Source organism: Sphingopyxis sp., assembly GCF_035998905.1.
Classification (GTDB): Bacteria; Pseudomonadota; Alphaproteobacteria; order Sphingomonadales; family Sphingomonadaceae; genus Sphingopyxis.
Genome location: NZ_DASYHG010000015.1, coordinates 94,763 through 115,000, shown reverse-complemented (window position 1 = coordinate 115,000; position 20,238 = coordinate 94,763). Strand labels below are relative to the sequence as shown.

Here is a 20,238-nt window from a genome sequence, read left to right as displayed (position 1 = left end):
AGCATGTGGGAATCCCAAAACAACCAGGAGGTTGGCTTAGAAGCAGCCATCCTTTAAAGAAAGCGTAACAGCTCACTGGTCTAAATAAGGGTTCCTGCGGCGAAAATGTAACGGGGCTAAAGTGATGCACCGAAGCTTAGGGTGTGTAGTTTACTACACGCGGTAGCGGAGCGTTCCGTAGGCTGATGAAGCGATCTGGTAATGGGTCGTGGAGGTATCGGAAGTGCGAATGCTGACATGAGTAGCGATAAAGAGGGTGAGATGCCCTCTCGCCGAAATCCCAAGGGTTCCTGCTTAAAGCTAATCTGAGCAGGGTAAGCCGGCCCCTAAGACGAGCCCGAAGGGGGTAGTCGATGGGAACCACGTTAATATTCGTGGGCCTGGAGGTGTGTGACGGATCTCGTAAATTGTCTGACCTTATTGGATTGGTCAGGCTTTGAAGAGGTTCCAGGAAATAGCCCCTCCATTATAGACCGTACCCTAAACCGACACAGGTGGGATGGTAGAGTATACCAAGGCGCTTGAGAGAAGTCTCCTGAAGGAACTCGGCAAATTGCCTCCGTACCTTCGGAAGAAGGAGGCCCCACATTTGGGCAACCATTTGTGGGGGGCACAGGCCAGGGGGTAGCGACTGTTTAGCAAAAACACAGGGCTCTGCTAAGTCGGCTTCAAGACGACGTATAGGGCCTGACGCCTGCCCGGTGCCTGAAGGTTAAGTGGAGGGGTGCAAGCTCCGAAATGAAGCCCAGGTAAACGGCGGCCGTAACTATAACGGTCCTAAGGTAGCGAAATTCCTTGTCGGGTAAGTTCCGACCTGCACGAATGGCGTAACGACTTCCCCACTGTCTCCAGGAGATGCTCAGCGAAATTGAATTCTCCGTGAAGATGCGGAGTACCCGCGGTTAGACGGAAAGACCCCGTGCACCTTTACTGCAGCTTCAGAGTGGCATTAGGAAAGAACTGTGTAGCATAGGTGGGAGGCTTTGAAGCACTGGCGCCAGCCGGTGTGGAGCCATAGGTGAAATACCACCCTGTTGTTTTCTGATGTCTAACCTCGATCCATGAAACTGGATCAGGGACCCTCTGTGGCGGGTAGTTTGACTGGGGCGGTCGCCTCCTAAAGAGTAACGGAGGCGCGCGATGGTAGGCTCAGGACGGTTGGAAACCGTCTGTTAGAGTGCAATGGCATAAGCCTGCCTGACTGCGAGACTGACGAGTCGAGCAGAGACGAAAGTCGGTCATAGTGATCCGGTGGTCCCGAGTGGAAGGGCCATCGCTCAACGGATAAAAGGTACGCCGGGGATAACAGGCTGATGATTCCCAAGAGCTCATATCGACGGAATCGTTTGGCACCTCGATGTCGGCTCATCACATCCTGGGGCTGGAGCAGGTCCCAAGGGTTTGGCTGTTCGCCAATTAAAGTGGTACGTGAGCTGGGTTCAGAACGTCGTGAGACAGTTTGGTCCCTATCTGCCGTGGGCGTCGAAATTTGAGAGGAGTTGACCCTAGTACGAGAGGACCGGGTTGAACATACCTCTGGTGTACCTGTCGTGGCGCCAGCCGCGCAGCAGGGTAGCTATGTATGGACGGGATAACCGCTGAAAGCATCTAAGCGGGAAGCCTCCCTCAAGATAAGATTTCTTAGAGCCGTGGAAGACCACCACGTTGATAGATCGGATGTAGAAGCGCGGTAACGCGTGGAGCTAACCGATACTAATTGCTCTATTCGCACTTAAGAGTCCCGCCATCAACGACAAGCCTGACCGGTTTGTCCACGATAGTGGATGATTGATCAGACAAATATTGCACGGACATCGATTGAAACCCTTTTTGACCCTACGCCGGCTTCATTGCTTGGTGACCATGGCGTCAGTGACCCACCCGATCCCATCTCGAACTCGGCCGTGAAACCTGACAGCGCCGATGGTACTACCGCTTAAGCGTTGGAAGAGTAGGACGTCGCCAGGCATTGCAGCCGACGTAAGGTCGAAACGGAAACCCATTCACAAAGTTAGAGGCCGGCAGCGATGCCGGCCTTTTGCTGTTTCGGCGGTCCCTATGGCGATCGCCGTTGGTTGGCGCGGGATGGAGCAGCCCGGTAGCTCGTCAGGCTCATAACCTGAAGGTCGTAGGTTCAAATCCTACTCCCGCAACCATCAAAAAGCCCGCTTTCCCTATAGGACGGCGGGCTTTTTGCTGTGTCCTGAAGCTACAGCAGGCGAGGCGCCCGGCTATCGGGCCGGAAGGGGAGCCTCGACAAAGTTCAGGCGCCACCCTTTTCGATTCCCTCCGAAGACAAAGCCCTCGTCGGGAGCGATAAACCGGACGGCCGAAGTGCTCATCGGCGTTTCAACGGCGAGAGTGGCGCGCTTTCCGTCCCAGCTGGCTATCCTGACGCGTGCGCCGGCCAAACTGATCGTCCGCGGGAGGCTCCCGGGATCGACGGTCTCCACCGGGCCAAAATCGACCGTGGAGGCAAGCCCCGTGTATGCGAGAACGCGAAACTCGAGTTTTCCGCCGACCAGATCGTAGGAAAGATAGACCTCGGGCAGTCTGTAGGTGCCACTTTTCGCCGGCTTTCGTTCGCGGGGGATGTAGCGATATGCAATGGCAGGGATCGTATCGAACTTGAGGAAGCGATCGGGCCGATCGGGGTCCAGTGCCGTGAGTTGATCGAACGTCCCGTTCCCATCGAAATCCCGAAAGCATTTTTCGGCGCCAAAGCGCGAGCGTCTCACGCAGTACAGCCATCCTCTATGGTGAAAACTGCCATCCTTGGCCGACACGCCGATCCATTCGGTCAAAGAGAAATTGTCACTCATATCCATGTCATATTTGCGGCGCGCTTCCTTCTCCTGCTCGCGATCGGCAAATTCGAGCAATCCGTCGAATGTGATTTGCTGTGCATAGAAGGGGCGGCCGGGTTTGACGGGGCGTTCGCCGGGAAGCCCGTTCTCCGCAAGCACCTGGACCCGAAGCAAGCTGTCCGACGCGAAATCCGGTGGTGGAAGTGCTGAGGCTGCGGCGACAAAAGCAAGAGCGAACATCAGTATATCCCCTCCCGCGAACCGATTTTCGTATGAACAAATACCTGTCTAGGCGAGCTCCCGCCAAACGCCAAGCAACGGCTATCGGCCGAGTCCGGCGTCGGTTTCCCAAAACAAAGGGGGCGAAAACGCCCCCTTTGCCTCCCCGGTATCGTTCGCCTATTCGGTCGGAAAACCGCGCTTTTTCAGCAGCGCCTTCACGTCGGGATCGCGGCCACGGAAGGCGCGATAGGCTTCGGCGCGGTCGGTCTCGTTACCCGTCATCAGCAGGATGGTGCGGAACTTGTCGGCGACGGTGCGGTCCCACGGGCCGCCCGCTTCGGTGAAGGCCGCCCAGGTGTCGGCGTCCATCGTTTCCGACCAGAGGTAGCTATAATAGCCCGCCGAATAGGCGTCGGAGCTGAACAGGTGACCGAACTGCGGCAGGCGGTGCCGCATGACGATTTCCTTCGGCATGCCGATAGCGGCGAGCGTTTCGCGCTCGAACTTGTCGACGTCGGCGGGCGGCGTTTTGCGATCGTGCAGCTTCATGTCGACGATGGCGCTCGAAAGATATTCGACCGTCGAAAAGCCCTGATTGAACTTGTCCGAGGCGAGGATCTTGTCGACGAGCGCCTGCGGCATCGGCTGCCCCGTCTTGTAGTGCGTCGCATATTTCGACAGCACTTCGGGGGTCATCAGCCAATTCTCGTTCACCTGGCTCGGATATTCGACGAAGTCGCGCGGCACCCCGGCGAGCGCCGGGTAATAGATATGCTGCAGCAGGTAATGGATGCCGTGGCCGAATTCGTGGAACAAAGTCGTCGCGTCGTCGAGGCTGATCAGCGTCGGCTCGCCCTTCGCGGCTTCGGTGAAATTATTGTTGTTCGACGCGAGGACGTTGCGTTCGCCGCCGAGTGTCTGCTGGCTGCGATAGGTCGTCATCCATGCGCCCGAACGCTTCCCGTCGCGCGCGAAATTGTCGAGATAGAAGACCCCGACATTCTCGTTCGTCTTGAGATTATAGACCTCGAAGGTCCGGACCTTGGGGTCGAAGACGGGGATCGTGCCGGTATTCTCGCGGAAACCGAGGTCGTAGAGCTGCCCCGCCGACCAGAACATGCCGTCGACCAGCTTGTCGAGCTGGAGGTAAGGCTTCACCTCGCTTTCATCGAGATCATATTTCGCCTTGCGGACCTTCTCGGCATAGAAGCGATAGTCCCAAGGCTCGATGGTGATCTTCGGACCCTTGCCAGCCTTCGCTTCGGTATCGGCGATCGCCTGCATGTCGGCGACCTCTTCCTTCACGCGCGCGACCGCGGCGGGCCAGACCTTCATCATCAGGCCCATCGCTGCCTCTGGCGTCTTCGCCATCGTGTCGGCCATGCGGTAATTGGCGTGCGTCGCGAAGCCGAGCAGTTCGGCGCGCTGCTGGCGCAGCTTCAATATCTCGACGATCGTCGCGTTGGTGTCGTTCGCGTCGCCATTGTCGCCGCGGCTGACGAACGCCTTGTAGACACGTTCGCGAAGCGCGCGGTTGGTCGCGCCCTGCATCACCGGCTGCGCCGACGAGCGGGTGTTCTTGATCGCCCACTGGCCGGGCTTGCCATTGGCTTCGGCGGCGGCGGCGAGCGAGGCGATGAAGCCGGGTTCGAGACCTGCAAGCTCGGCCTTGTCCGTGACGAAGGTGTAGAGCTTTTCGTCGCCGAGCAGTTTCGACGAGAAGGCGGAGAACAGGCCTTCGAGCTTCGAGTTCATCGCGACGAGCTTTGCCTTGTCGGCGGGCGACAGGTTCGCGCCGTCGCGGACCATTTCGTCATAGCTGCGCTCGACGATGCGGATCTGCTGGGCGTTGAGGCCGCTCGAATGGCGCTTGTCGTACACCGCCTTGTAGCGCGCGAAGAGCTTCGGCTCGAGGAACAGCTCGGTGTAGAAGGTGGTGAGCTTGGGGCTCCACTCGGCGTCGATGTCCTCGACGCGGTCGTTCGACTTGTTCGAGGTCTGCACGCCCCACAGCGCATAGACGCGGTCCATCATGTCGCCGGCGAGTTGCATCGGGACATGCGTATTCTCGAACGTCGGCGCCGCGGGATTGTCGATCACCGCCTGCACCTGCGCCTTCACTTCGGCCATGCCCTTGGTGAAGGCGTCGGGGAAGAGTTCGGGGTCCATCTTGTCCCACGGCGGCACCCCTTCATAGGGGCCGGTCCACGGCGCGGTCATCGGGTTTTCGACCGTGGGGGCGGTGGCCGCGGGCTTGGCGGCGGCGGTCGGTTCGGCGGCGGTTGCGGTGGTCATCTGGCTATAACCCACCATCATCGCCGTGGATGCAAGCATGATCGACAAATGACGGGCAAAAGGCTGCGCGGCGCGCGACATCGATTAATCTCCCCGGAGGATAAGGTTTCGGACGAAACCATGTCGGGAGCCGTCTTAACCTTATGTGACAGCGGGGTGCAAGGTGCCTACGCGCCAAAATCCCGCTGGATCAGGCCGGGGACATCGACGCGGAAGCTGAAGACGCCGCCCGCGTGCGGTTGTGCCTTGCGCTCTTCGTCGGTGAGGTTCTTGCCCGCGCTGGTAACGAAGGCGGTCCGAAGGTCGGCCCCGCCGAACGCCAGCATCGTCGGCCGCTGGACGGGGAGCTCCACGGTCTGGAGCAATTCACCCGCAGGCGAGAAGCGCACGATGCGCCAGCCGTCCCACAGCGCCGACCAGTAACAGCCTTCGGCATCGACTGCGGCGCCGTCGGGGCGGCCGTTGCCGAATTCGAACTGGTGGAAGATGCGGCCATTGCTGAGCGTGCCCGCGGCCGGGTCGACGTCATAGGCGCGGATTGCGTGGGTCGGCGTGTCGGCGTGGTAAAAGGTGCGGCCGTCGGGGCTGAACGCGGCGCCGTTGCTCGTCGTCAGCTGCCCGAAAATCTCGGTCAGCGACCCGTCGGGGTCGAGGCGGTAGAGCGTCGCGGCGGGGTTCGCCTTGTCGCTCGTCAGGCTGCCGACCCACAGGCGGCCCGCGGCATCGACGCGGCCGTCGTTGAAGCGCTGTTCGGGCTTGTCGGCGAGCACCGCCGGGCCGAAGGGGCGCGGCGCGGCGCCCCAGCCGTCGATCAGCGCGCAGCCATTTTCGAGCGCCGCGACGAGACCGCCGCCCGCGCGTGGCGCAATGCAGCCGACCTGCTCGGCGAGGTCCATCGTCTCGTCGGTACCCGTCGCGGGATCGGTGCGATGGATTTTGCGGCCCTCGATATCGACCCAATAGAGACGGGCTTCGGCGGCGTGCCAGAAGGGCGATTCGCCGAGCAGGGCGCCGGCATCGAGAAGCAGTTGGACCATGCACCAAACCTTAGCGCGCGCCGCCGAAGCTGCCCAGCGGCTGCAAACCTATTCGTTGCGCCGCCGCCCGGCGCGCGTTTCGACCCTCTTTGCTGCCGTAGCGGCATTTCTACTTGACGTGGACGTAAACGTAAGGTCATTTGGGGCCGAAGCCCGCATCCCTCGATGCGGGGCAATGGCGTATCGGCTCCGACAGACCGGCCGGACGTCCCCTGGGAAAAAGGAAGCATCATGTCGCTCGATAGTCTCTCGCGTTCCGCCTACACCGACGATCATGAGGCGTTCCGTGCTACCGTGCGCCAGTTCCTCGAAAAGGAAGTCGCGCCGAACGCCGCGCAATGGGCCGAGGACAAGATCGTCCCCAAGTCGATCTGGCCCAAAGCTGGCGAACTCGGCATGCTGTGTCCGACGGTGCCCGAGGAATATGGCGGGCTGGGCCTCGACTTCGGCTACAATGCGATCGTCGACGAGGAAAGCGCCTATTACGGCCGCGCGACCACCGGTTTCTCGCTCCAGTCCGACATCGTCACCAGCTACATCGTCAAATATGGCAGCGAAGAGCAGAAGAAGCACTGGCTGCCCCGGATGGTGTCGGGTGAGACGATCACCGCGATCGCGATGACCGAACCGGGTACCGGCTCCGACCTGCAGGGGATGCGCACGACCGCGAAGAAGGATGGCAATCATTATGTCATCAACGGGTCGAAGACCTTCATCACCAACGGTCAGAACGCCGACCTGATTCTCGTCTGCGTCAAGACCGATACCGAGGTCGAGCCCGCGTGGAAGGGCGTGTCGATCGTCCTCGTGGAAGCCGACCGCGAAGGTTTCGAGCGTGGCCGCAACCTCGACAAGATCGGGCAGGACGAAGCCGATACCTCGGAGCTCTTCTTTAACGACGTCCGCGTCCCGATCACCAACTGCCTCGGCGAAGAGGGGCAAGGTTTCATCTATCTGATGAGCGAGCTACCGCAGGAGCGCCTGTCGATCGCGGTGTCGGCACAGGCATCGGCGCAGCGCGCCTTCGACGACACGGTCGAATATACGCGCGAGCGCAAGGCGTTCGGCAAGCCGATCCTCGATTTCCAGAACAGCCGCTTCGTGCTCGCCGATCTGAAGGCGAAGTTGCAGGTGGGCTGGGCGCATCTCGACTGGGCGCTCGCGCGCCACATGAAGAAGGAACTGACCCCCGAAGAGGGCGCCGCGGCCAAGCTGTGGCACACCGACCTCCAGTGGGAAGTCATGGACAAGTGCCTCCAGCTGTTCGGCGGCTCGGGCTATATGAACGAATATCCGATCGCCCGTGCCTGGCGCGCCGCGCGCGTGACGCGCATCTTCGGCGGCACGAACGAGATCATGAAGGAACTGATCGGGCGCAAGCTCTGATCGCTTGAACCAGCAGGAAAGGAATATTCCCATGGCTACTGCTTATATCGTCGACGCCGTCCGCACCGCGGGCGGCAAGCGCGGCGGTCGGCTCGCGGGCGTCCACCCCGTCGACCTTGGCGCAGCGGTGTTCGACGCGATTGCCGACCGCAATGATTTCGATACCAAGGCGATCGACGACGTCATCACCGGCTGTGTGTCGCAGGGCGGGCAGCAGACTATGGACCTCGGCCGCAACGCCGTGCTTGCGTCGAACCTGCCCGACTCGATCCCCGCGGTGACGATCGACCGCCAATGCGGCTCGTCGCAGCAGGCGATCCAGTTCGCCGCGCAGGCGGTGATGTCGGGGACGCAGGACATCGTGCTCGCCAGCGGGATCGAAAGCATGACGCGCGTGCCGATGGGCGCCGTCGCGACGCTCTTCATGAAAGAAGGGCTCGGCCATTATAAGTCCGAGCGGCTCGAGGAAAAATATCCCGGCATCATGTTCAGCCAGTTCATGGGCGCCGAGATGATCGTCAAGAAGCATGGCTTCACCAAGGATGACCTCGACGCCTATGCGCTCGAAAGCCATCGCCGCGGGGCCGCCGCCACCGAAGCCGGCCACTTCAAGCGCGAAGTCGTCGGCGTTGAAATCGACACGCCCGAAGGCAAGCAGATCCACCTCGTTGACGAGGGCATCCGCTTCGACGCGACGCTCGAAGGCATTGCCGGCGTGAAGTTGCTCCAGGAAGGCGGCGCGATCACCGCAGCGTCGGCGAGCCAGATCTGCGACGGCGCGTCCGCAGCACTTGTTGTTTCGGAACAGGCGCTGAAGGATCATAATCTGACCCCGCGTGCGCGCATCCACCATATTTCGGTGACCGCGGGCGACCCGGTGATCATGCTCGAAGAACCGCTGTTCGCGACCGAACGCGCGCTTAAAAAGGCGGGCATGAAGATCGGCGACATCGATGCTTATGAAGTCAATGAAGCCTTTGCGCCCGTGCCGCTCGCCTGGCTCAAATATCTCGGCGCCGATCCCGCGCGGATCAACCAGCATGGCGGCGCGATCGCGCTTGGTCACCCGCTCGGCGCTTCGGGCACCAAGCTGATGGCGACGCTGCTCGGTGTGCTCGACGCGACCGGCGGCAAATACGGCCTGCAGACGATGTGCGAAGGCGGCGGTCAGGCCAACGTCACGATCATCGAGCGGCTGTAGTCAATCCGGCATCGCCCCGGCGAAAGCTGGGGCCGCTATCCAACTGGGCGCTTCGTCGCCTGCGATCCCGGTTTTCGCTGGGATGACGAACATTAGAGAGGACAATAAATGAAACTCGATTCCACCGTATCCGCCGTCGTCACCGGCGGCGCCTCCGGCCTCGGTGCCGCCACTGCGCGCGCGCTCGCTGCGAAGGGCGTCAAGGTCGCGATCTTCGACCTGCAGGAAGAAAAGGGCACCGCGCTTGCGGCCGAACTCGGCGGCGTTTTCTGCGAGTGCAACGTCACCGACGACGCCTCGGTCGATGCGGCCTTTGAAAAATCGCGCGCGGCCATCGGTCAGGAACGTATTCTCGTCAATTGCGCGGGCACCGGAAACGCGATCAAGACCGCGAGCCGCTCGAAGGAAGACGGCAGCATCAAGCATTTCCCGCTCGATGCGTTCAATTGGATCATCCAGATCAATCTCGTCGGCACCTTCCGCTGCATTGCGAAGTCGGCGGCAGGCATGATGACGCTTGACCCGATGGAAGACGGCGAGCGCGGTGCGATCGTCAACACCGCGAGCGTTGCGGCCGAGGACGGCCAGATCGGCCAGGCGGCTTATTCGGCGTCGAAGGGCGGCGTCGTCGGCATGACGCTCCCCATCGCGCGCGATCTCGGTAACGAGAATATCCGCGTCAACACGATCCTGCCGGGCATTTTCGACACCCCGCTGCTCGCGGGCGCGCCGCAGAATGTCCGCGATGCGCTCGGCGCCTCGGTGCTCAACCCGAAGCGCCTCGGCAACCCCGTCGAATATGCCAATCTCGCGATGTGCATGATCGAGAATGGCTATTTCAACGGCGAGGACGTCCGCCTCGACGGCGGCATCCGCATGGCGCCGCGCTGACATGCCGAAACCGGAAAGCTGGCGGCTCGATGCCGCCAGCTACCCTGTCTGCATCGAATTGCAGACGCGTTTTCAGGACATGGACATCAACGGCCACCTCAACAATGTGGCCTTTGCCGCCTTGTTCGAGAGCGGCCGCGTGCTGCTGAACCGGCAGGTTCGTCCGCTCGACGAGCGTCCGTCGAACGAGCGCACGATGGTCGCCGCGGTCGAGATCAACTATCTCGCCGAGGGTAATTTTCCCGACCCCGTGCAGATTGCGACCGGCATCGGCCGGCTCGGCACCTCGAGCTGGACGATCGTGCAGGCGATGTTCCAGAATGGTCGCGCGATCGCCACCTGCGATACGGTGGTCGTGTGCCGCACCGACGGACAGGCGAAACCGCTCCGCGCCGAGATGGTCGCGGAGCTCGAAGCTAATTTGGTAAAGCCAGCCTAGAGATTCTTGTCGGCGTCGGGGACCGAGCGGATCAGGTCGCGCGCGAAGCCGATCAGGCCGATCTGGCGGCGGCGCTTGAGCCGCTCGGCGCGCAGGATCGCGCGAACTTCGTCGAAACAGCCTTCGACATGGTCGTTGATCAGCACATAATCATAGCCGTCCCAGTGGCTGATCTCGTTCGCGGCGCGCTCCATCCGCGCGGCGATCACCTCGTCGCTGTCGGTGTTACGGCTGCGCAGGCGCCGTTCGAGTTCCTCCATCGTTGGCGGCAACACGAAGACGCGCACGACGTCGGGCCCCGCTTCCTGATAGAGTTGCTGCGCGCCCTGCCAGTCGATGTCGAAGAGCACATCCTTGCCTGCGGCGAGCAGTTCCTCGACCGGCGCGCGCGGCGTGCCATAGCGGTGCCCGAAGACATGCGCCCATTCGAGGAACTCGCCGTCGGCCGCCATCTTCTTGAAGGTTTCGGTGTCGACGAAATGATAATGGACCCCGTCGATTTCGCCGGGACGCGGCGGGCGCGTCGTTGCGGAGATCGAGAGTGCGATATCCTTGTCGGCCTCGAGCATCATCCTCGAGATGGTGGTCTTGCCCGCGCCCGAGGGCGAGGAGAGGACGAACAACACGCCGCGGCGGTTCAGGTGGACGCTTTCAGCCATGGGCGCTATTCGCCTGACGAGAGGCGGCGGTCAAGGGGGCTCGGATGACGGGAATTTCACGTACGGGCTGGCTGGTCGCCGCGGGATTGCTCGCGGTCTTCGCTGCTGTTCTCTTCGCGATGGGGCGCCCGCCGATCTGCCCCTGCGGTACCGTCAGCCTGTGGCACGGCGTGGTGCAGTCGAACCAGAACAGCCAGCAGGTTTCCGACTGGTACAGCTTCAGCCATATCATCCACGGCTTCATTTTCTTCGGCCTGTCGCGCTGGCTGCTTCCGCGCCAGCCGCTGTGGATCGCGCTCGCGTTGGCGATCGGCGTCGAGGCCGCGTGGGAGATACTCGAAAATTCGCCCGTCATCATCGACCGTTATCGCGAGGTGACGATGGCTTATGGCTATTCGGGCGATTCGATCCTCAATTCGGTGAGCGACGCGCTGTTCATGACGCTCGGCTTTCTCGCCGCGAGCAGAATGCGCTGGTGGGTAACCGTCGCGATCGCGATCGCGTTCGAGCTGTTCACCTTGTGGACGATCCGCGACAATCTGACGCTCAATGTGCTGATGCTGGTATCGCCGGTCGAGGCGATCAAGGAGTGGCAAGCGGGCAGTTGAGAAACGCCTACAGGCCCTTGCGCCCGAAGCTCCCGGGTTTCGCGGCGGGCAGATCGCCCGTGTCGGCGCCCGTACGATTGGTCATATAGCGGGCGAGCGCGGCGTCGGGATCGAAATCCGTCTCGTCGGGATAGATGTCGACATATCCGGGCGGCGGGTCGGGCGCCGCCTTCGTTTTGCCTGGTCCGCCCGGCTTGTCGAAGAACATCAGCTTCAGCGCCCAGATGAAGCAAGCCGCCGCCGCGATGAGCACGACGAGCGCCGCCAGATGGTTGAAGAGGCGGACGCCCGGATCGCCAGCGAGGTCGCCCGCGCGTTCGAGGACATTGCTCAACGACTTCAGCCCGAAGCCGAACGCGAGCAGCATGACGGTGCGAAAGCCGGGCGGGTTGAAGGTCATGACCCGGTGATAGCGGGTCAGGGTGAGAATCGGGTTAATCCGGCGAAAGCGACATCAGTGCAGCGCGCCGCTTCGTCCGTTCGCGTCGAGCGGGATTGCGGGCGGCAGGGCGTCGCCCATCGTCTGCCCGTCGGGCGGCACGCCGGCGGTTCCGGCATAGCTGTCGACGACGCCGGCATTCACCAGCGCGGGATCGAGCGCATGTGCCTCCGCGGCGGCCTTGCGGGCCTCGGCGCGTTCGGCCCATTTCTTGGTGAGGTAGCCCGCCGCGACCGTCGCCGCGAGCACCGCGTAGCGTTGCGGGAACAGCCGCCGCGCTGCAAAGAGCGTGCCGGCGCCGATGACGGCGCCCGCAACCGGATGATTGCCCTTCGTGCGCCCGATGGCGCTGCCGAGAACGCCGCCTACGATCCGACCGATCATCTTCTCTCTCCTTCCCTCTATCAATCCCCGGAAGGCCCCGCGGGTTCCGTTCAGCTCTCGGGCCCCAGCATCGTGCGCGGGTCGACCACCCGGTCGAAGGTCGCGGCATCGACATAGCCGAGATCGAGCGCGGCTTCCTTCAGCGTGCTGCCGGTTTCGTGCGCATGCTTCGCGATCTTCGCCGCCTTGTCGTACCCGATTTCGGGCGCGAGAGCAGTCACCAGCATCAGCGAACGTTTCATCAGCTCGTCGATGCGGTCGAGATTGGGCTCGATGCCGACGACGCAATGCTCGGTGAAACCCGCCATGCCGATGGCAAGCAACTCGATCGAGCGCAGCACGTTCGATCCGATCAGCGGCTTGAAGACGTTGAGTTCGAGGTGACCCTGAAGGCCCCCGACGGTCACTGCCTGATGATTGCCGATCACCTGCGCGGCGACCATCGTCAGCATCTCGCACTGTGTCGGATTGACCTTGCCCGGCATGATCGAGCTGCCCGGCTCGTTCGCGGGCAGGTCGAGCTCGCCGAGTCCCGCGCGCGGGCCCGAGCCGAGCAGGCGGATATCGTTCGCGATCTTGGTCAGCGCTACGGCAAGCGTATTGAGCGCGCCCGAAAAGAAGACGAGGCCGTCGTTCGAGGCGAGCGCCTCGAATTTGTTCGGCGCGGGTTCGAAGGCGATGCCTGTGCTCTTCGACAGCTCGGCCGCGATCGCGGCGTCGAAACCCGCGGGGGCGTTGAGCCCGGTACCGACAGCGGTGCCGCCCTGCGCGAGCTTGCAGATATCGTCCGCCAGCGCGCCCTCGATCCGCGCACGGCACGCGGCGAGTTGCTGGACATAGCCCGAAAATTCCTGTCCGAGCGTCAGCGGGGTCGCATCCTGCAAATGGGTGCGTCCGATCTTGACAATATCGTCCCACGCTGCGGCCTTGGCGGCGAGCGCGTCAGTGAGGGTCGTGAGCGACGGCAGCAGCCGCGCGGTCGTCTCGACCGCAACCGCGACGTGCAGCGCGGTCGGGAAGCTGTCGTTCGACGACTGGCCCATGTTGACATGGTCGTTGGGGTGCACCGGCGACTTGCCGCCGCGTGTTCCCGCGAGCGCCTCGTTGGCGAGCCCCGCGATCACCTCGTTGGCGTTCATGTTCGACTGGGTGCCGCTTCCCGTCTGCCAGATCGCGAGCGGGAACTGGTCGTCGTGGCGGCCGGCGACGACCGCTTCTGCGGCGCCGGCAATCGCATCGGCGAGGCGGCCGTCGAGGCCATGCGCGCGGTTGACGCGCGCCGCCGCACCCTTGATCCGCGCAAGTGCATGGACGATCGGGATCGGCATCCGCTCATGCGCCGGGAAAGCGAAATTGTGGCGGCTGCGTTCGGTCTGCGCGCCCCAATAGGCGTCGGCGGCGACCTCGATCTCGCCGATACTGTCGCTTTCGACCCGCATACTCATACCACCAGCATCCTTGTCACCAGCACCGACCCGGCCCAGATCATCGCGACGAGGCCGAGCAGCTGCCAAAACCCGCCTTCTCCGACGCGGCGGCGCAGCCATGCCGCGGCGAGCCACACGATAACGAGCGCCGGGGTCAGGATCAGCACGCTGAAGCGCAACAGCCCGTCGGCAATCTGTCCGCGCGGAGTGGCGCTTTGCGCGAGGGCATAGCCTTCGACCCCCCACCAGAAGGCGGCGGTGAGCACGAGCATGCCCGCGAGGGCCCAATATTGCCAGAAACGGCTGGGGGGCCAGATGGGGCCGCCCATGGCGTCAGCGCTTCTTGCCGAAGTCCACCGTGACGACGTTCGATCCGTCCTCGCTGGTCACGTCGGGGCGGTCGTTGTCGGCCTCGTCATGCGGTTCGGGCTGTGCCGCGTCATCGTCGCTGACCTGGAACTGCAGGCCGAAATCGACCGACGGGTCGACGAAGGCGGTGATCGCGGCATAGGGAATCGTCAGCATCGACGGCGTCTGGTTGAACGACAGGCCGACGCTGAAATGATCGTCGGCGACGCTGAGGTCCCAGAAGCGGTTCTGCAGCACGATCGTCATTTCGTCGGGGAATTTGGCGATCAGATGCGCGGGGATATCGACTCCGGGAGCCTGCGTCTTGAAGGTGATATAGAAATGATGTTCGCCGGGCAGGCTGTCATAGCCTTCGATCTGGCTCAGCACGCGGCCGACCACGGCGCGCAGGGCGTCCTGCACGATTTCGTCATAGGGAATCAGGCTGTCGCGGACATCGTCACTCATGCGCGACGGGATGAACGCGTGCCGCACGCCGGTCAAGGGGGGAGAATCGCCTTGCAACGTGAAAATCAGGCTCTAAGGCGTGCGCCATGCGAACCGCCACTGTCCAGCGCACGACCAAGGAAACGGATATCGCGATCGCCGTCAATCTCGACGGAACGGGCGATTATTCGGTCTCCACCGGCATCGGTTTCCTCGACCATATGGTCGAACAATTGTCGCGCCACTCGCTGATCGACATTTCGATGCAGGTGAAGGGCGACCTTCATATCGACCAGCACCACACGGTCGAGGACAGCGCGCTCGCGCTCGGCGAAGCGGTGGCGAAGGCGCTCGGCGACAAGCGCGGCATCGCGCGGTACGGCGAGGCGCATGCGCCGATGGACGAAACGCTGACGCGCTGCGTGCTCGACATTTCGGGACGCCCGCACTGCGTCTATAAATCTTCCTTCTCGCAGCCCCGGCTCGGCGAGATGGACACCGAGATGTTCCCGCACTGGTTCCACAGCTTCGCGCAGACCGCCGGCATCACGCTGCACATCGAGATGCTGTACGGCGAGAACAACCACCACATCGCCGAGAGCATGTATAAGGCGCTTGCGCGCGCGCTGCGGCAGGCGGTCGAGATCGACCCGCGCAAGGGCGACGCCATCCCCTCGACCAAGGGCGTTCTCTAGAGGCCAGTCATGAGCGTTATTGCCCTGATCGACTATGGCGCGGGCAATCTTCGCTCGGTGCATAATGCGCTCGTCGCGGCGGGCGCGGACAATGTCGCCGTTACCGCCGATCCCGATGTCGTGGGACAAGCCGACCGTATCGTGCTTCCTGGCGTCGGGGCGTTTGCCGCGTGCATGAATGGCCTGTCGGCCATCGACGGGCTGGTCGAGGCGATGGAGCAGCGCGTGCGCGGCGAAGGTGCGCCCTTCCTCGGCATCTGCGTCGGCATGCAATTGCTCGCCGACGCGGGCGAGGAGCATGGGCGGCACGAAGGGCTCGGCTGGATTTCGGGCACGGTGCGCGCGTTCGACCCGGCGCCCGGCCTGCGCATCCCGCATATGGGCTGGAACGATGTCGTGCCCGCCTTCGCGCATCCGGTGATCGCCGCGGGCGAGGCTTATTATCTCCACGGCTATCATTTCGCCGACGCGGTCGATGTCGCCGCGACCAGCAGCCATGGCGCGACCTTCACCGCTGCGGTGGCGAAGGACAATATCGTCGGCGTCCAATATCACCCCGAAAAAAGCCAGGCCTATGGCCTCGCGACGCTCGAAAGGTTTCTCCATTGGCGCCCCTGACCATCTTCCCCGCGATCGACCTCAAGGGCGGACAGGTGGTGCGGCTCGCCGAGGGCGATATGGCGCGTGCGACCGTTTATGGCGATGACCCGGCGGCGCAGGCGCGTCTCTTCGCCGACGCGGGCGACTCGCACCTGCACGTCGTCGACCTCGACGGCGCCTTTGCGGGCGAAAGCGTCAATGGCGCGGCGGTCGAGAGCATTGTCGCGGCTTTCCCGGGCAAGGTTCAGGTCGGCGGCGGTATCCGCGACCGCGCGGGCGTCGATCGCTGGCTGGCACTCGGCGTCGACCGGGTGATCATCGGCACCGCGGCGCTGAAGGACCCTGAATTCGTCAAATCGGCGGCGCGCGACCTGCCCGGACGGATTGTCGTCGGCGTCGACGCGCGCGACGGCATGGTTGCGACCGAGGGCTGGGCAGACGTTTCCGACGTGCGCGTCGAGGATCTCGCGCGCCGCTTCGAGGATGCCGGGGTCGCGGCGCTGCTGTTCACCGATGTCGGTCGCGACGGGCTGCTCAAGGGCTGCAATGTCGAAGCGACGGTCGCGCTCGCGCGGTCGGTCGCCATTCCGGTGATCGCCAGCGGCGGCGTTGCGGATATCGGCGACATCCATGCGCTCCGGCCGCATGTCGCGAACGGCATCGAGGGTGTGATCACCGGCCGCGCTCTTTACGACGGCAGGCTCGATCTGGCCGAAGCCATAGCGGCGGGGGCGGCGTGACCGTCCGCGTCCGCGTCATCCCCTGCCTCGACGTCGCCGACGGCCGCGTCGTGAAGGGGGTCAATTTTGTTGACCTGCGCGACGCTGGCGATCCGGTCGAGGCGGCGCGCGCCTATGACGCCGCAGGCGCCGACGAGCTTTGCTTTCTCGATATTTCGGCAAGCCACCAGGGGCGCGGCACCCTGCTCGACATGGTCGCCCGCACCGCCGAAGTCTGCTTCATGCCGCTCACCGTCGGCGGCGGGGTGCGCAGCGCCGACGATGCGCGCGCGTTGCTGCTCGCGGGCGCCGACAAGGTCGCGGTGAACAGTGCCGCGGTCGCGCGCCCTGAACTCGTCGCCGACATCGCCGATCGTTTCGGCAGTCAGTGCGCGGTCGGCAGCATCGACGCGCGCCGCGTGACGGACGACCGCTGGGAAATCTTCACGCATGGCGGCCGCAAGCCGACCGGGATCGATGCGCTCGACCATGCGGTCCGCCTCGCCGAACTCGGTGCGGGCGAATTGCTCGTCACCAGCATGGACCGCGACGGTACGAAGGACGGTTATGACCTGACCCTTACGCGCGCGATTGCCGACGCGGTCAGCGTTCCGGTCATCGCATCGGGCGGCGTCGGCAATCTCGACCACCTCGTCGCCGGGGTGATCGAAGGCGGCGCGAGCGCGGTGCTGGCGGCAAGCATCTTCCATTTCGGCGAGGCGACGATCGCTGAAGCCCATGCGCGGCTCGCTGCAGCGGGATTGCCCGTTCGACTGTCTAGTTAATGTCGAATGCCGAACTCGACAGAATGGTTCGACGCGAAAAGCTCGGCCGTGGAGTTCTGATTCCTATCGCGGCCCTCTTGCTGTTCGGCTGGGCCGTTATGAATAGCGGACAAAAGAAGCCCGAGCGTTTGAACACCGCCTCTCTCGATGGTTGCTACACGTCGCAATTGGGACTGGGCGTCGTAATCGACGGCGACCGGCTCCGGCTGCTGCCGGGCGGGGAAAGGTCGATCGCTTTCGCCGTAACGCGCGAAAAGGTCGGCCTCACCATTGTTCCGGAGATGACGATAACCGTCGAGGCCGACGTCGAGGTTCCTGTTTTTCAGATCACGACTCTCAAGGACTCGCGCTGGATTCCCAATCTCACCCTTCGCCGCTTTGCGCCGGAGGCACGCTATACCGTCATCGATATAGAAAAGGCCAATGGCTTCACGATGCTCGGTAACCCCGATGCCCGGGCAGTCGATTTTTATCGCGATCCGTCCTGCGGACGATGAAGGGGTAGTCATGCGGAAAGCGGGCTGCAATAGAAGCTCATGACCTCAAAACTTCGCCTCGCCGACCGCACCAACGACCTCTTTCCGATCCTCGGCTTTCTCGCCGCGATGGCGAGCCTTGCGATGCCGCTCAATGCCTGGCTGGTGGCGTTCATCCTCGCCGGCGCGGTCGTCGCGGCGGTCCACCATGCCGAAGTCATCGCGCACCGCGTCGGCGAACCGTTCGGCACGCTGATCCTCGCGCTCGCGGTGACGGTGATCGAGGTCGGGCTGATCCTCACGCTGATGCAGGCCGAACCCGAAAAGGCGCAGTCGCTCGCGCGCGACACGGTGTTCGCGGCGGTGATGGTGATCCTGAACCTCTTGATGGGGTTATGCTTGCTCAGCGGGGCGATCCGGCACCATGAGCAACGATTCCAGCGTACCGGGATCGGCGCCGCGCTCGCGACGCTGACCGTGCTCACGGTCGTGACGCTGGTCCTTCCCAATTTCACGTCGAGCATCCCGGGGCCCTTCTATTCGGCGACGCAGCTCGGTTTTGTCGCGGTCGTGTCGCTGATCCTCTACGCGACCTTTGCGTTGGTGCAGACGGTGCGGCACCGCGACTATTTCCTTCCCGAAGGCGACGCGCAGGACGAACCTGACGCGCACGCGGCACCGCCGAGCGCCCAGCGCACGGCGATTTCGGGCGCGCTGCTGCTTGCAAGCCTCGTCGCGGTCGTCCTGCTGGCGAAAAGCCTGTCGCCGATCATGGGCGCGCTGCTCGCCGACTGGGGCGCGCCGCCCGCCGTTCTCGGCGTGCTGATCGCGGCGCTGATCCTCGCGCCCGAAGGGCTGGCAGCCGTGCGCGCGGCGAAGGCCGACCGGCTCCAGACCAGCCTCAACCTCGCGCTCGGGTCGGCGCTCGCCACCATCGGCCTCACCATTCCGGCGGTCGCGATCCTGTCGATCATGACCGACCTGCCGATCAGCCTCGGGCTCGACGCCAAGTCGACCGTGCTGCTCTTCCTGTCGCTGATCGTGTCGGTGCAGACGCTCGCGAACGGGCGCACGACGGTGCTGCAGGGGGTGATCCACCTGATGCTGTTCGCGATCTACCTGTTCACGACGTTTGTGCCCTGAGCGTCGCCCCTGCGAAAGCAGGGGCCGCAGCCGGTATGGCGCAAGGCTTCCGGCGTCCCTGCTTCCGCGGGGGCGACGACTAAAATCTCACGTCTTGCGAACGAACACCGTCCCCGCCGAATAGCCCGCGCCGAACGAGCAGATGAGGCCGGTGTCGCCCGCCGTCATATCCTCATGGTTGAGGTGAAAGGCGATGATCGACCCCGCGCTCGACGTATTGCCATAGGTGTCGAGCACCGTCGGGCTTTCGTCCTCGCTCGCTTCATGGCCGAGCACGCGCTGTGCGATCAGGCGGTTCATGTTGGTGTTCGCCTGGTGCAGCCACAGCCGGCGCATGTCGCCGCCTTCGAGCCCCAGCAACTCCATCTGCTCGACGATCAGGTTCGCCACCCACGGCACGACTTCCTTGAACACCTTGCGGCCCTCCTGGACGAAGAGCTTGTCGCTCTTCGGTCCCGACTGGTCGATCCCGCCGTGGCCGCGGTTGAGGAAACCAAAGTTGTTCCGGATGTTGTTGCTGAACTGCGTCTTGAGCTTGGTGCCGAGAATATCCCAATGGCCTGCGGGCGCGATGGCCTTGTCCTCGACGAGGATCGCGGTCGCGACGTCGCCGAAGATGAAATGGCTGTCGCGGTCGCGCCAGTTAAGGTGGCCCGAACAGATTTCCGGGTTCACGACGAGCACGCTTTTCGCATGGCCCGCCCGGATATAGTCGGCGGCGGTCTGGATGCCGAAGGTCGCCGACGAGCAGGCGACGTTCATGTCGAAACCGAAGCCGTCGATACCGAGCGCGTCCTGGATCTCGACCGCCATCGCCGGGTAGGGGCGCTGCATGTTCGACGCGGCGCAGAGCACGGCATCGACATCCGCCGCATCGCGGCCGGCGCGCGCGAGCGCATCCTTCGCCGCTGCGACACCGATTTCGGCGAGGATCGACAGTTCGTCGTTCCCGCGTTCGGCGATCCGCGGCGCCATGTGGCGCGGGTCGAGGATGCCTGCCTTGTCGACAACAAAGCGCGATCCGATCCCGCTTGCCTTTTCGATGAATTCGACACTCGATTCAGTCAGTTCGGCTATTTCGCCTGCCGCGATCGCCGCGGCATTTTCCATATTGTGCAGCGCAACATATTCATTAAAACTGGCGACAAGTTCTTCGTTGGAGATGCGTTCGACGGGGGTGAAGAGGCCGGTTGCGGAAATGACCGGCTGCGGTGTGTGCGACATAAGGCT

The 20,238-nt window shown here is 63.3% G+C and carries 21 protein-coding genes, 1 tRNA gene and 2 rRNA genes (1 of these 24 running past the window's edge); 14 read left to right on the top strand and 10 right to left on the bottom strand.

From position 1 onward, the window contains the following. The 3 genes from VGN62_RS06010 to VGN62_RS06000 form a co-directional block, all read left to right on the top strand. Positions 1 to 1,736 (top strand): 23S ribosomal RNA (locus tag VGN62_RS06010) (it extends 1,057 nt beyond the left edge of the window). 117 nt (positions 1,737 to 1,853) lie between these two features. After that, positions 1,854 to 1,968 (top strand): 5S ribosomal RNA (gene rrf, locus VGN62_RS06005). A 111-nt stretch (positions 1,969 to 2,079) separates the two neighbouring features. Then, positions 2,080 to 2,156: transfer RNA gene (locus tag VGN62_RS06000), tRNA-Met, on the top strand. Positions 2,157 to 2,231: 75 nt separating this feature from the next. Here the strand turns inward: VGN62_RS06000 and VGN62_RS05995 are convergent. The 3 genes from VGN62_RS05995 to VGN62_RS05985 all read right to left on the bottom strand — a co-directional run bounded on the left by VGN62_RS05995 (position 2,232) and on the right by VGN62_RS05985 (position 6,361). Further along, positions 2,232 to 3,047 carry a hypothetical protein gene (locus tag VGN62_RS05995; protein ID WP_327451823.1) on the bottom strand — a complete coding sequence of 272 codons (816 nt, stop codon included), beginning with the start codon at positions 3,045 to 3,047 and terminating at the stop codon, positions 2,232 to 2,234. 159 nt (positions 3,048 to 3,206) lie between these two features. Further along, positions 3,207 to 5,405 (bottom strand): M3 family metallopeptidase, encoded by a 2,199-nt coding sequence (locus VGN62_RS05990; protein WP_327451822.1) that lies wholly within the window; start codon positions 5,403 to 5,405, stop codon positions 3,207 to 3,209. An 86-nt stretch (positions 5,406 to 5,491) separates the two neighbouring features. Further along, a complete protein-coding gene (locus VGN62_RS05985) occupies positions 5,492 to 6,361 on the bottom strand; it encodes an SMP-30/gluconolactonase/LRE family protein (RefSeq protein WP_327451821.1) in 870 nt (289 codons plus the stop codon). A gap of 231 nt (positions 6,362 to 6,592) precedes the next feature. Between VGN62_RS05985 and VGN62_RS05980 the strand changes: the two genes are divergently transcribed. The 4 genes from VGN62_RS05980 (at position 6,593) to VGN62_RS05965 (ending at position 10,278) form a co-directional block, all read left to right on the top strand. After that, a complete protein-coding gene (locus VGN62_RS05980) occupies positions 6,593 to 7,747 on the top strand; it encodes an acyl-CoA dehydrogenase family protein (RefSeq protein ID WP_327451820.1) in 1,155 nt (384 codons plus the stop codon). Between the two features lie 31 nt (positions 7,748 to 7,778). Beyond that, positions 7,779 to 8,948: an acetyl-CoA C-acetyltransferase gene (locus VGN62_RS05975; RefSeq protein ID WP_327451819.1), complete on the top strand. Its 1,170-nt coding sequence runs from the start codon at positions 7,779 to 7,781 to the stop codon at positions 8,946 to 8,948. A 108-nt stretch (positions 8,949 to 9,056) separates the two neighbouring features. Then, the gene (locus tag VGN62_RS05970) at positions 9,057 to 9,839 is read left to right on the top strand and encodes an SDR family NAD(P)-dependent oxidoreductase (RefSeq protein ID WP_327451818.1); all 783 of its coding nucleotides are present in this window, start codon (positions 9,057 to 9,059) and stop codon (positions 9,837 to 9,839) included. Position 9,840: 1 nt separating this feature from the next. Next, on the top strand, positions 9,841 to 10,278 hold the full coding sequence (locus VGN62_RS05965) for an acyl-CoA thioesterase (protein WP_327451816.1): 438 nt from the start codon (positions 9,841 to 9,843) through the stop codon (positions 10,276 to 10,278). On the opposite strand, the gene gmk is transcribed toward VGN62_RS05965, so the two are convergent. Continuing rightward, the gene (gmk, locus tag VGN62_RS05960) at positions 10,275 to 10,937 is read right to left on the bottom strand and encodes a guanylate kinase (RefSeq protein ID WP_327451814.1); all 663 of its coding nucleotides are present in this window, start codon (positions 10,935 to 10,937) and stop codon (positions 10,275 to 10,277) included. The genes VGN62_RS05965 and gmk overlap by 4 nt on opposite strands. 44 nt (positions 10,938 to 10,981) lie before the next feature. On the opposite strand from gmk, the gene VGN62_RS05955 reads away from it, so the two are divergent. Further along, positions 10,982 to 11,545, top strand: coding sequence for a DUF2585 domain-containing protein (locus tag VGN62_RS05955; protein ID WP_327451812.1), 564 nt, complete (start codon positions 10,982 to 10,984; stop codon positions 11,543 to 11,545). Positions 11,546 to 11,552: 7 nt separating this feature from the next. On the opposite strand, the gene VGN62_RS05950 is transcribed toward VGN62_RS05955, so the two are convergent. The 5 genes from VGN62_RS05950 to VGN62_RS05930 are packed head-to-tail and all read right to left on the bottom strand — an operon-like array spanning position 11,553 to position 14,611. Then, positions 11,553 to 11,945: a hypothetical protein gene (locus VGN62_RS05950; protein ID WP_327451810.1), complete on the bottom strand. Its 393-nt coding sequence runs from the start codon at positions 11,943 to 11,945 to the stop codon at positions 11,553 to 11,555. A 54-nt stretch (positions 11,946 to 11,999) separates the two neighbouring features. Then, entirely contained in the window at positions 12,000 to 12,368 is a 369-nt protein-coding gene (locus tag VGN62_RS05945) for a hypothetical protein (protein ID WP_327451808.1), read from the bottom strand. A gap of 50 nt (positions 12,369 to 12,418) precedes the next feature. Continuing rightward, complete coding sequence (fumC, locus tag VGN62_RS05940; RefSeq protein ID WP_327451806.1) at positions 12,419 to 13,813, bottom strand: class II fumarate hydratase; 1,395 nt, start codon at positions 13,811 to 13,813, stop codon at positions 12,419 to 12,421. Further along, positions 13,810 to 14,124, bottom strand: a complete 315-nt coding sequence (locus VGN62_RS05935; RefSeq protein ID WP_327451804.1) for a hypothetical protein — start codon at positions 14,122 to 14,124, stop codon at positions 13,810 to 13,812. Before VGN62_RS05935 ends, fumC begins: the two co-directional genes overlap by 4 nt. Positions 14,125 to 14,128: 4 nt before the next feature. Continuing rightward, positions 14,129 to 14,611: an SspB family protein gene (locus VGN62_RS05930; protein ID WP_327452291.1), complete on the bottom strand. Its 483-nt coding sequence runs from the start codon at positions 14,609 to 14,611 to the stop codon at positions 14,129 to 14,131. Between the two features lie 86 nt (positions 14,612 to 14,697). Here VGN62_RS05930 and hisB point away from each other — a divergent pair, with 86 nt between their 5' ends. Genes hisB through VGN62_RS05900 form a run of 6 tightly spaced genes read left to right on the top strand, consistent with a single transcriptional unit; the run spans position 14,698 to position 19,008 of the window. Further along, positions 14,698 to 15,285: an imidazoleglycerol-phosphate dehydratase HisB gene (gene hisB, locus VGN62_RS05925; RefSeq protein ID WP_093510333.1), complete on the top strand. Its 588-nt coding sequence runs from the start codon at positions 14,698 to 14,700 to the stop codon at positions 15,283 to 15,285. Between the two features lie 9 nt (positions 15,286 to 15,294). Continuing rightward, positions 15,295 to 15,903, top strand: a complete 609-nt coding sequence (gene hisH / locus VGN62_RS05920) for an imidazole glycerol phosphate synthase subunit HisH (protein ID WP_327451799.1) — start codon at positions 15,295 to 15,297, stop codon at positions 15,901 to 15,903. Then, a complete protein-coding gene (gene hisA / locus VGN62_RS05915; RefSeq protein ID WP_327451797.1) occupies positions 15,891 to 16,625 on the top strand; it encodes a 1-(5-phosphoribosyl)-5-[(5-phosphoribosylamino)methylideneamino]imidazole-4-carboxamide isomerase in 735 nt (244 codons plus the stop codon). The genes hisH and hisA overlap by 13 nt, the downstream gene beginning before the upstream one ends. Beyond that, positions 16,622 to 17,389: an imidazole glycerol phosphate synthase subunit HisF gene (hisF, locus tag VGN62_RS05910; RefSeq protein WP_327451795.1), complete on the top strand. Its 768-nt coding sequence runs from the start codon at positions 16,622 to 16,624 to the stop codon at positions 17,387 to 17,389. The genes hisA and hisF overlap by 4 nt, the downstream gene beginning before the upstream one ends. After that, complete coding sequence (locus VGN62_RS05905; protein ID WP_327451793.1) at positions 17,389 to 17,886, top strand: hypothetical protein; 498 nt, start codon at positions 17,389 to 17,391, stop codon at positions 17,884 to 17,886. The genes hisF and VGN62_RS05905 overlap by 1 nt, the downstream gene beginning before the upstream one ends. A gap of 39 nt (positions 17,887 to 17,925) precedes the next feature. Further along, positions 17,926 to 19,008 carry an ionic transporter y4hA gene (locus VGN62_RS05900; RefSeq protein WP_327451791.1) on the top strand — a complete coding sequence of 361 codons (1,083 nt, stop codon included), beginning with the start codon at positions 17,926 to 17,928 and terminating at the stop codon, positions 19,006 to 19,008. 87 nt (positions 19,009 to 19,095) lie between these two features. Here the strand turns inward: VGN62_RS05900 and VGN62_RS05895 are convergent, their stop codons facing one another. Beyond that, positions 19,096 to 20,232, bottom strand: a complete 1,137-nt coding sequence (locus VGN62_RS05895) for a beta-ketoacyl-ACP synthase III (protein WP_327451789.1) — start codon at positions 20,230 to 20,232, stop codon at positions 19,096 to 19,098. Positions 20,233 to 20,238: the final 6 nt, after the last annotated feature.

What these genes read in the sequence shown, in the direction of transcription:
- VGN62_RS05995 (WP_327451823.1), bottom strand. Translation starts at nt 3,047, where the DNA reads ATGTTCGCTCTTGCTTTTGTCGCCGCAGCCTCAGCACTTCCACCACCG.
- VGN62_RS05990 (WP_327451822.1), bottom strand. Translation starts at nt 5,405, where the DNA reads ATGTCGCGCGCCGCGCAGCCTTTTGCCCGTCATTTGTCGATCATGCTT.
- VGN62_RS05985 (WP_327451821.1), bottom strand. Translation starts at nt 6,361, where the DNA reads ATGGTCCAACTGCTTCTCGATGCCGGCGCCCTGCTCGGCGAATCGCCC.
- VGN62_RS05980 (WP_327451820.1), top strand. Translation starts at nt 6,593, where the DNA reads ATGTCGCTCGATAGTCTCTCGCGTTCCGCCTACACCGACGATCATGAG.
- VGN62_RS05975 (WP_327451819.1), top strand. Translation starts at nt 7,779, where the DNA reads ATGGCTACTGCTTATATCGTCGACGCCGTCCGCACCGCGGGCGGCAAG.
- VGN62_RS05970 (WP_327451818.1), top strand. Translation starts at nt 9,057, where the DNA reads ATGAAACTCGATTCCACCGTATCCGCCGTCGTCACCGGCGGCGCCTCC.
- VGN62_RS05965 (WP_327451816.1), top strand. Translation starts at nt 9,841, where the DNA reads ATGCCGAAACCGGAAAGCTGGCGGCTCGATGCCGCCAGCTACCCTGTC.
- gmk (WP_327451814.1), bottom strand. Translation starts at nt 10,937, where the DNA reads ATGGCTGAAAGCGTCCACCTGAACCGCCGCGGCGTGTTGTTCGTCCTC.
- VGN62_RS05955 (WP_327451812.1), top strand. Translation starts at nt 10,982, where the DNA reads ATGACGGGAATTTCACGTACGGGCTGGCTGGTCGCCGCGGGATTGCTC.
- VGN62_RS05950 (WP_327451810.1), bottom strand. Translation starts at nt 11,945, where the DNA reads ATGACCTTCAACCCGCCCGGCTTTCGCACCGTCATGCTGCTCGCGTTC.
- VGN62_RS05945 (WP_327451808.1), bottom strand. Translation starts at nt 12,368, where the DNA reads ATGATCGGTCGGATCGTAGGCGGCGTTCTCGGCAGCGCCATCGGGCGC.
- fumC (WP_327451806.1), bottom strand. Translation starts at nt 13,813, where the DNA reads ATGAGTATGCGGGTCGAAAGCGACAGTATCGGCGAGATCGAGGTCGCC.
- VGN62_RS05935 (WP_327451804.1), bottom strand. Translation starts at nt 14,124, where the DNA reads ATGGGCGGCCCCATCTGGCCCCCCAGCCGTTTCTGGCAATATTGGGCC.
- VGN62_RS05930 (WP_327452291.1), bottom strand. Translation starts at nt 14,611, where the DNA reads ATGAGTGACGATGTCCGCGACAGCCTGATTCCCTATGACGAAATCGTG.
- hisB (WP_093510333.1), top strand. Translation starts at nt 14,698, where the DNA reads ATGCGAACCGCCACTGTCCAGCGCACGACCAAGGAAACGGATATCGCG.
- hisH (WP_327451799.1), top strand. Translation starts at nt 15,295, where the DNA reads ATGAGCGTTATTGCCCTGATCGACTATGGCGCGGGCAATCTTCGCTCG.
- VGN62_RS05905 (WP_327451793.1), top strand. Translation starts at nt 17,389, where the DNA reads ATGTCGAATGCCGAACTCGACAGAATGGTTCGACGCGAAAAGCTCGGC.
- VGN62_RS05900 (WP_327451791.1), top strand. Translation starts at nt 17,926, where the DNA reads ATGACCTCAAAACTTCGCCTCGCCGACCGCACCAACGACCTCTTTCCG.
- VGN62_RS05895 (WP_327451789.1), bottom strand. Translation starts at nt 20,232, where the DNA reads ATGTCGCACACACCGCAGCCGGTCATTTCCGCAACCGGCCTCTTCACC.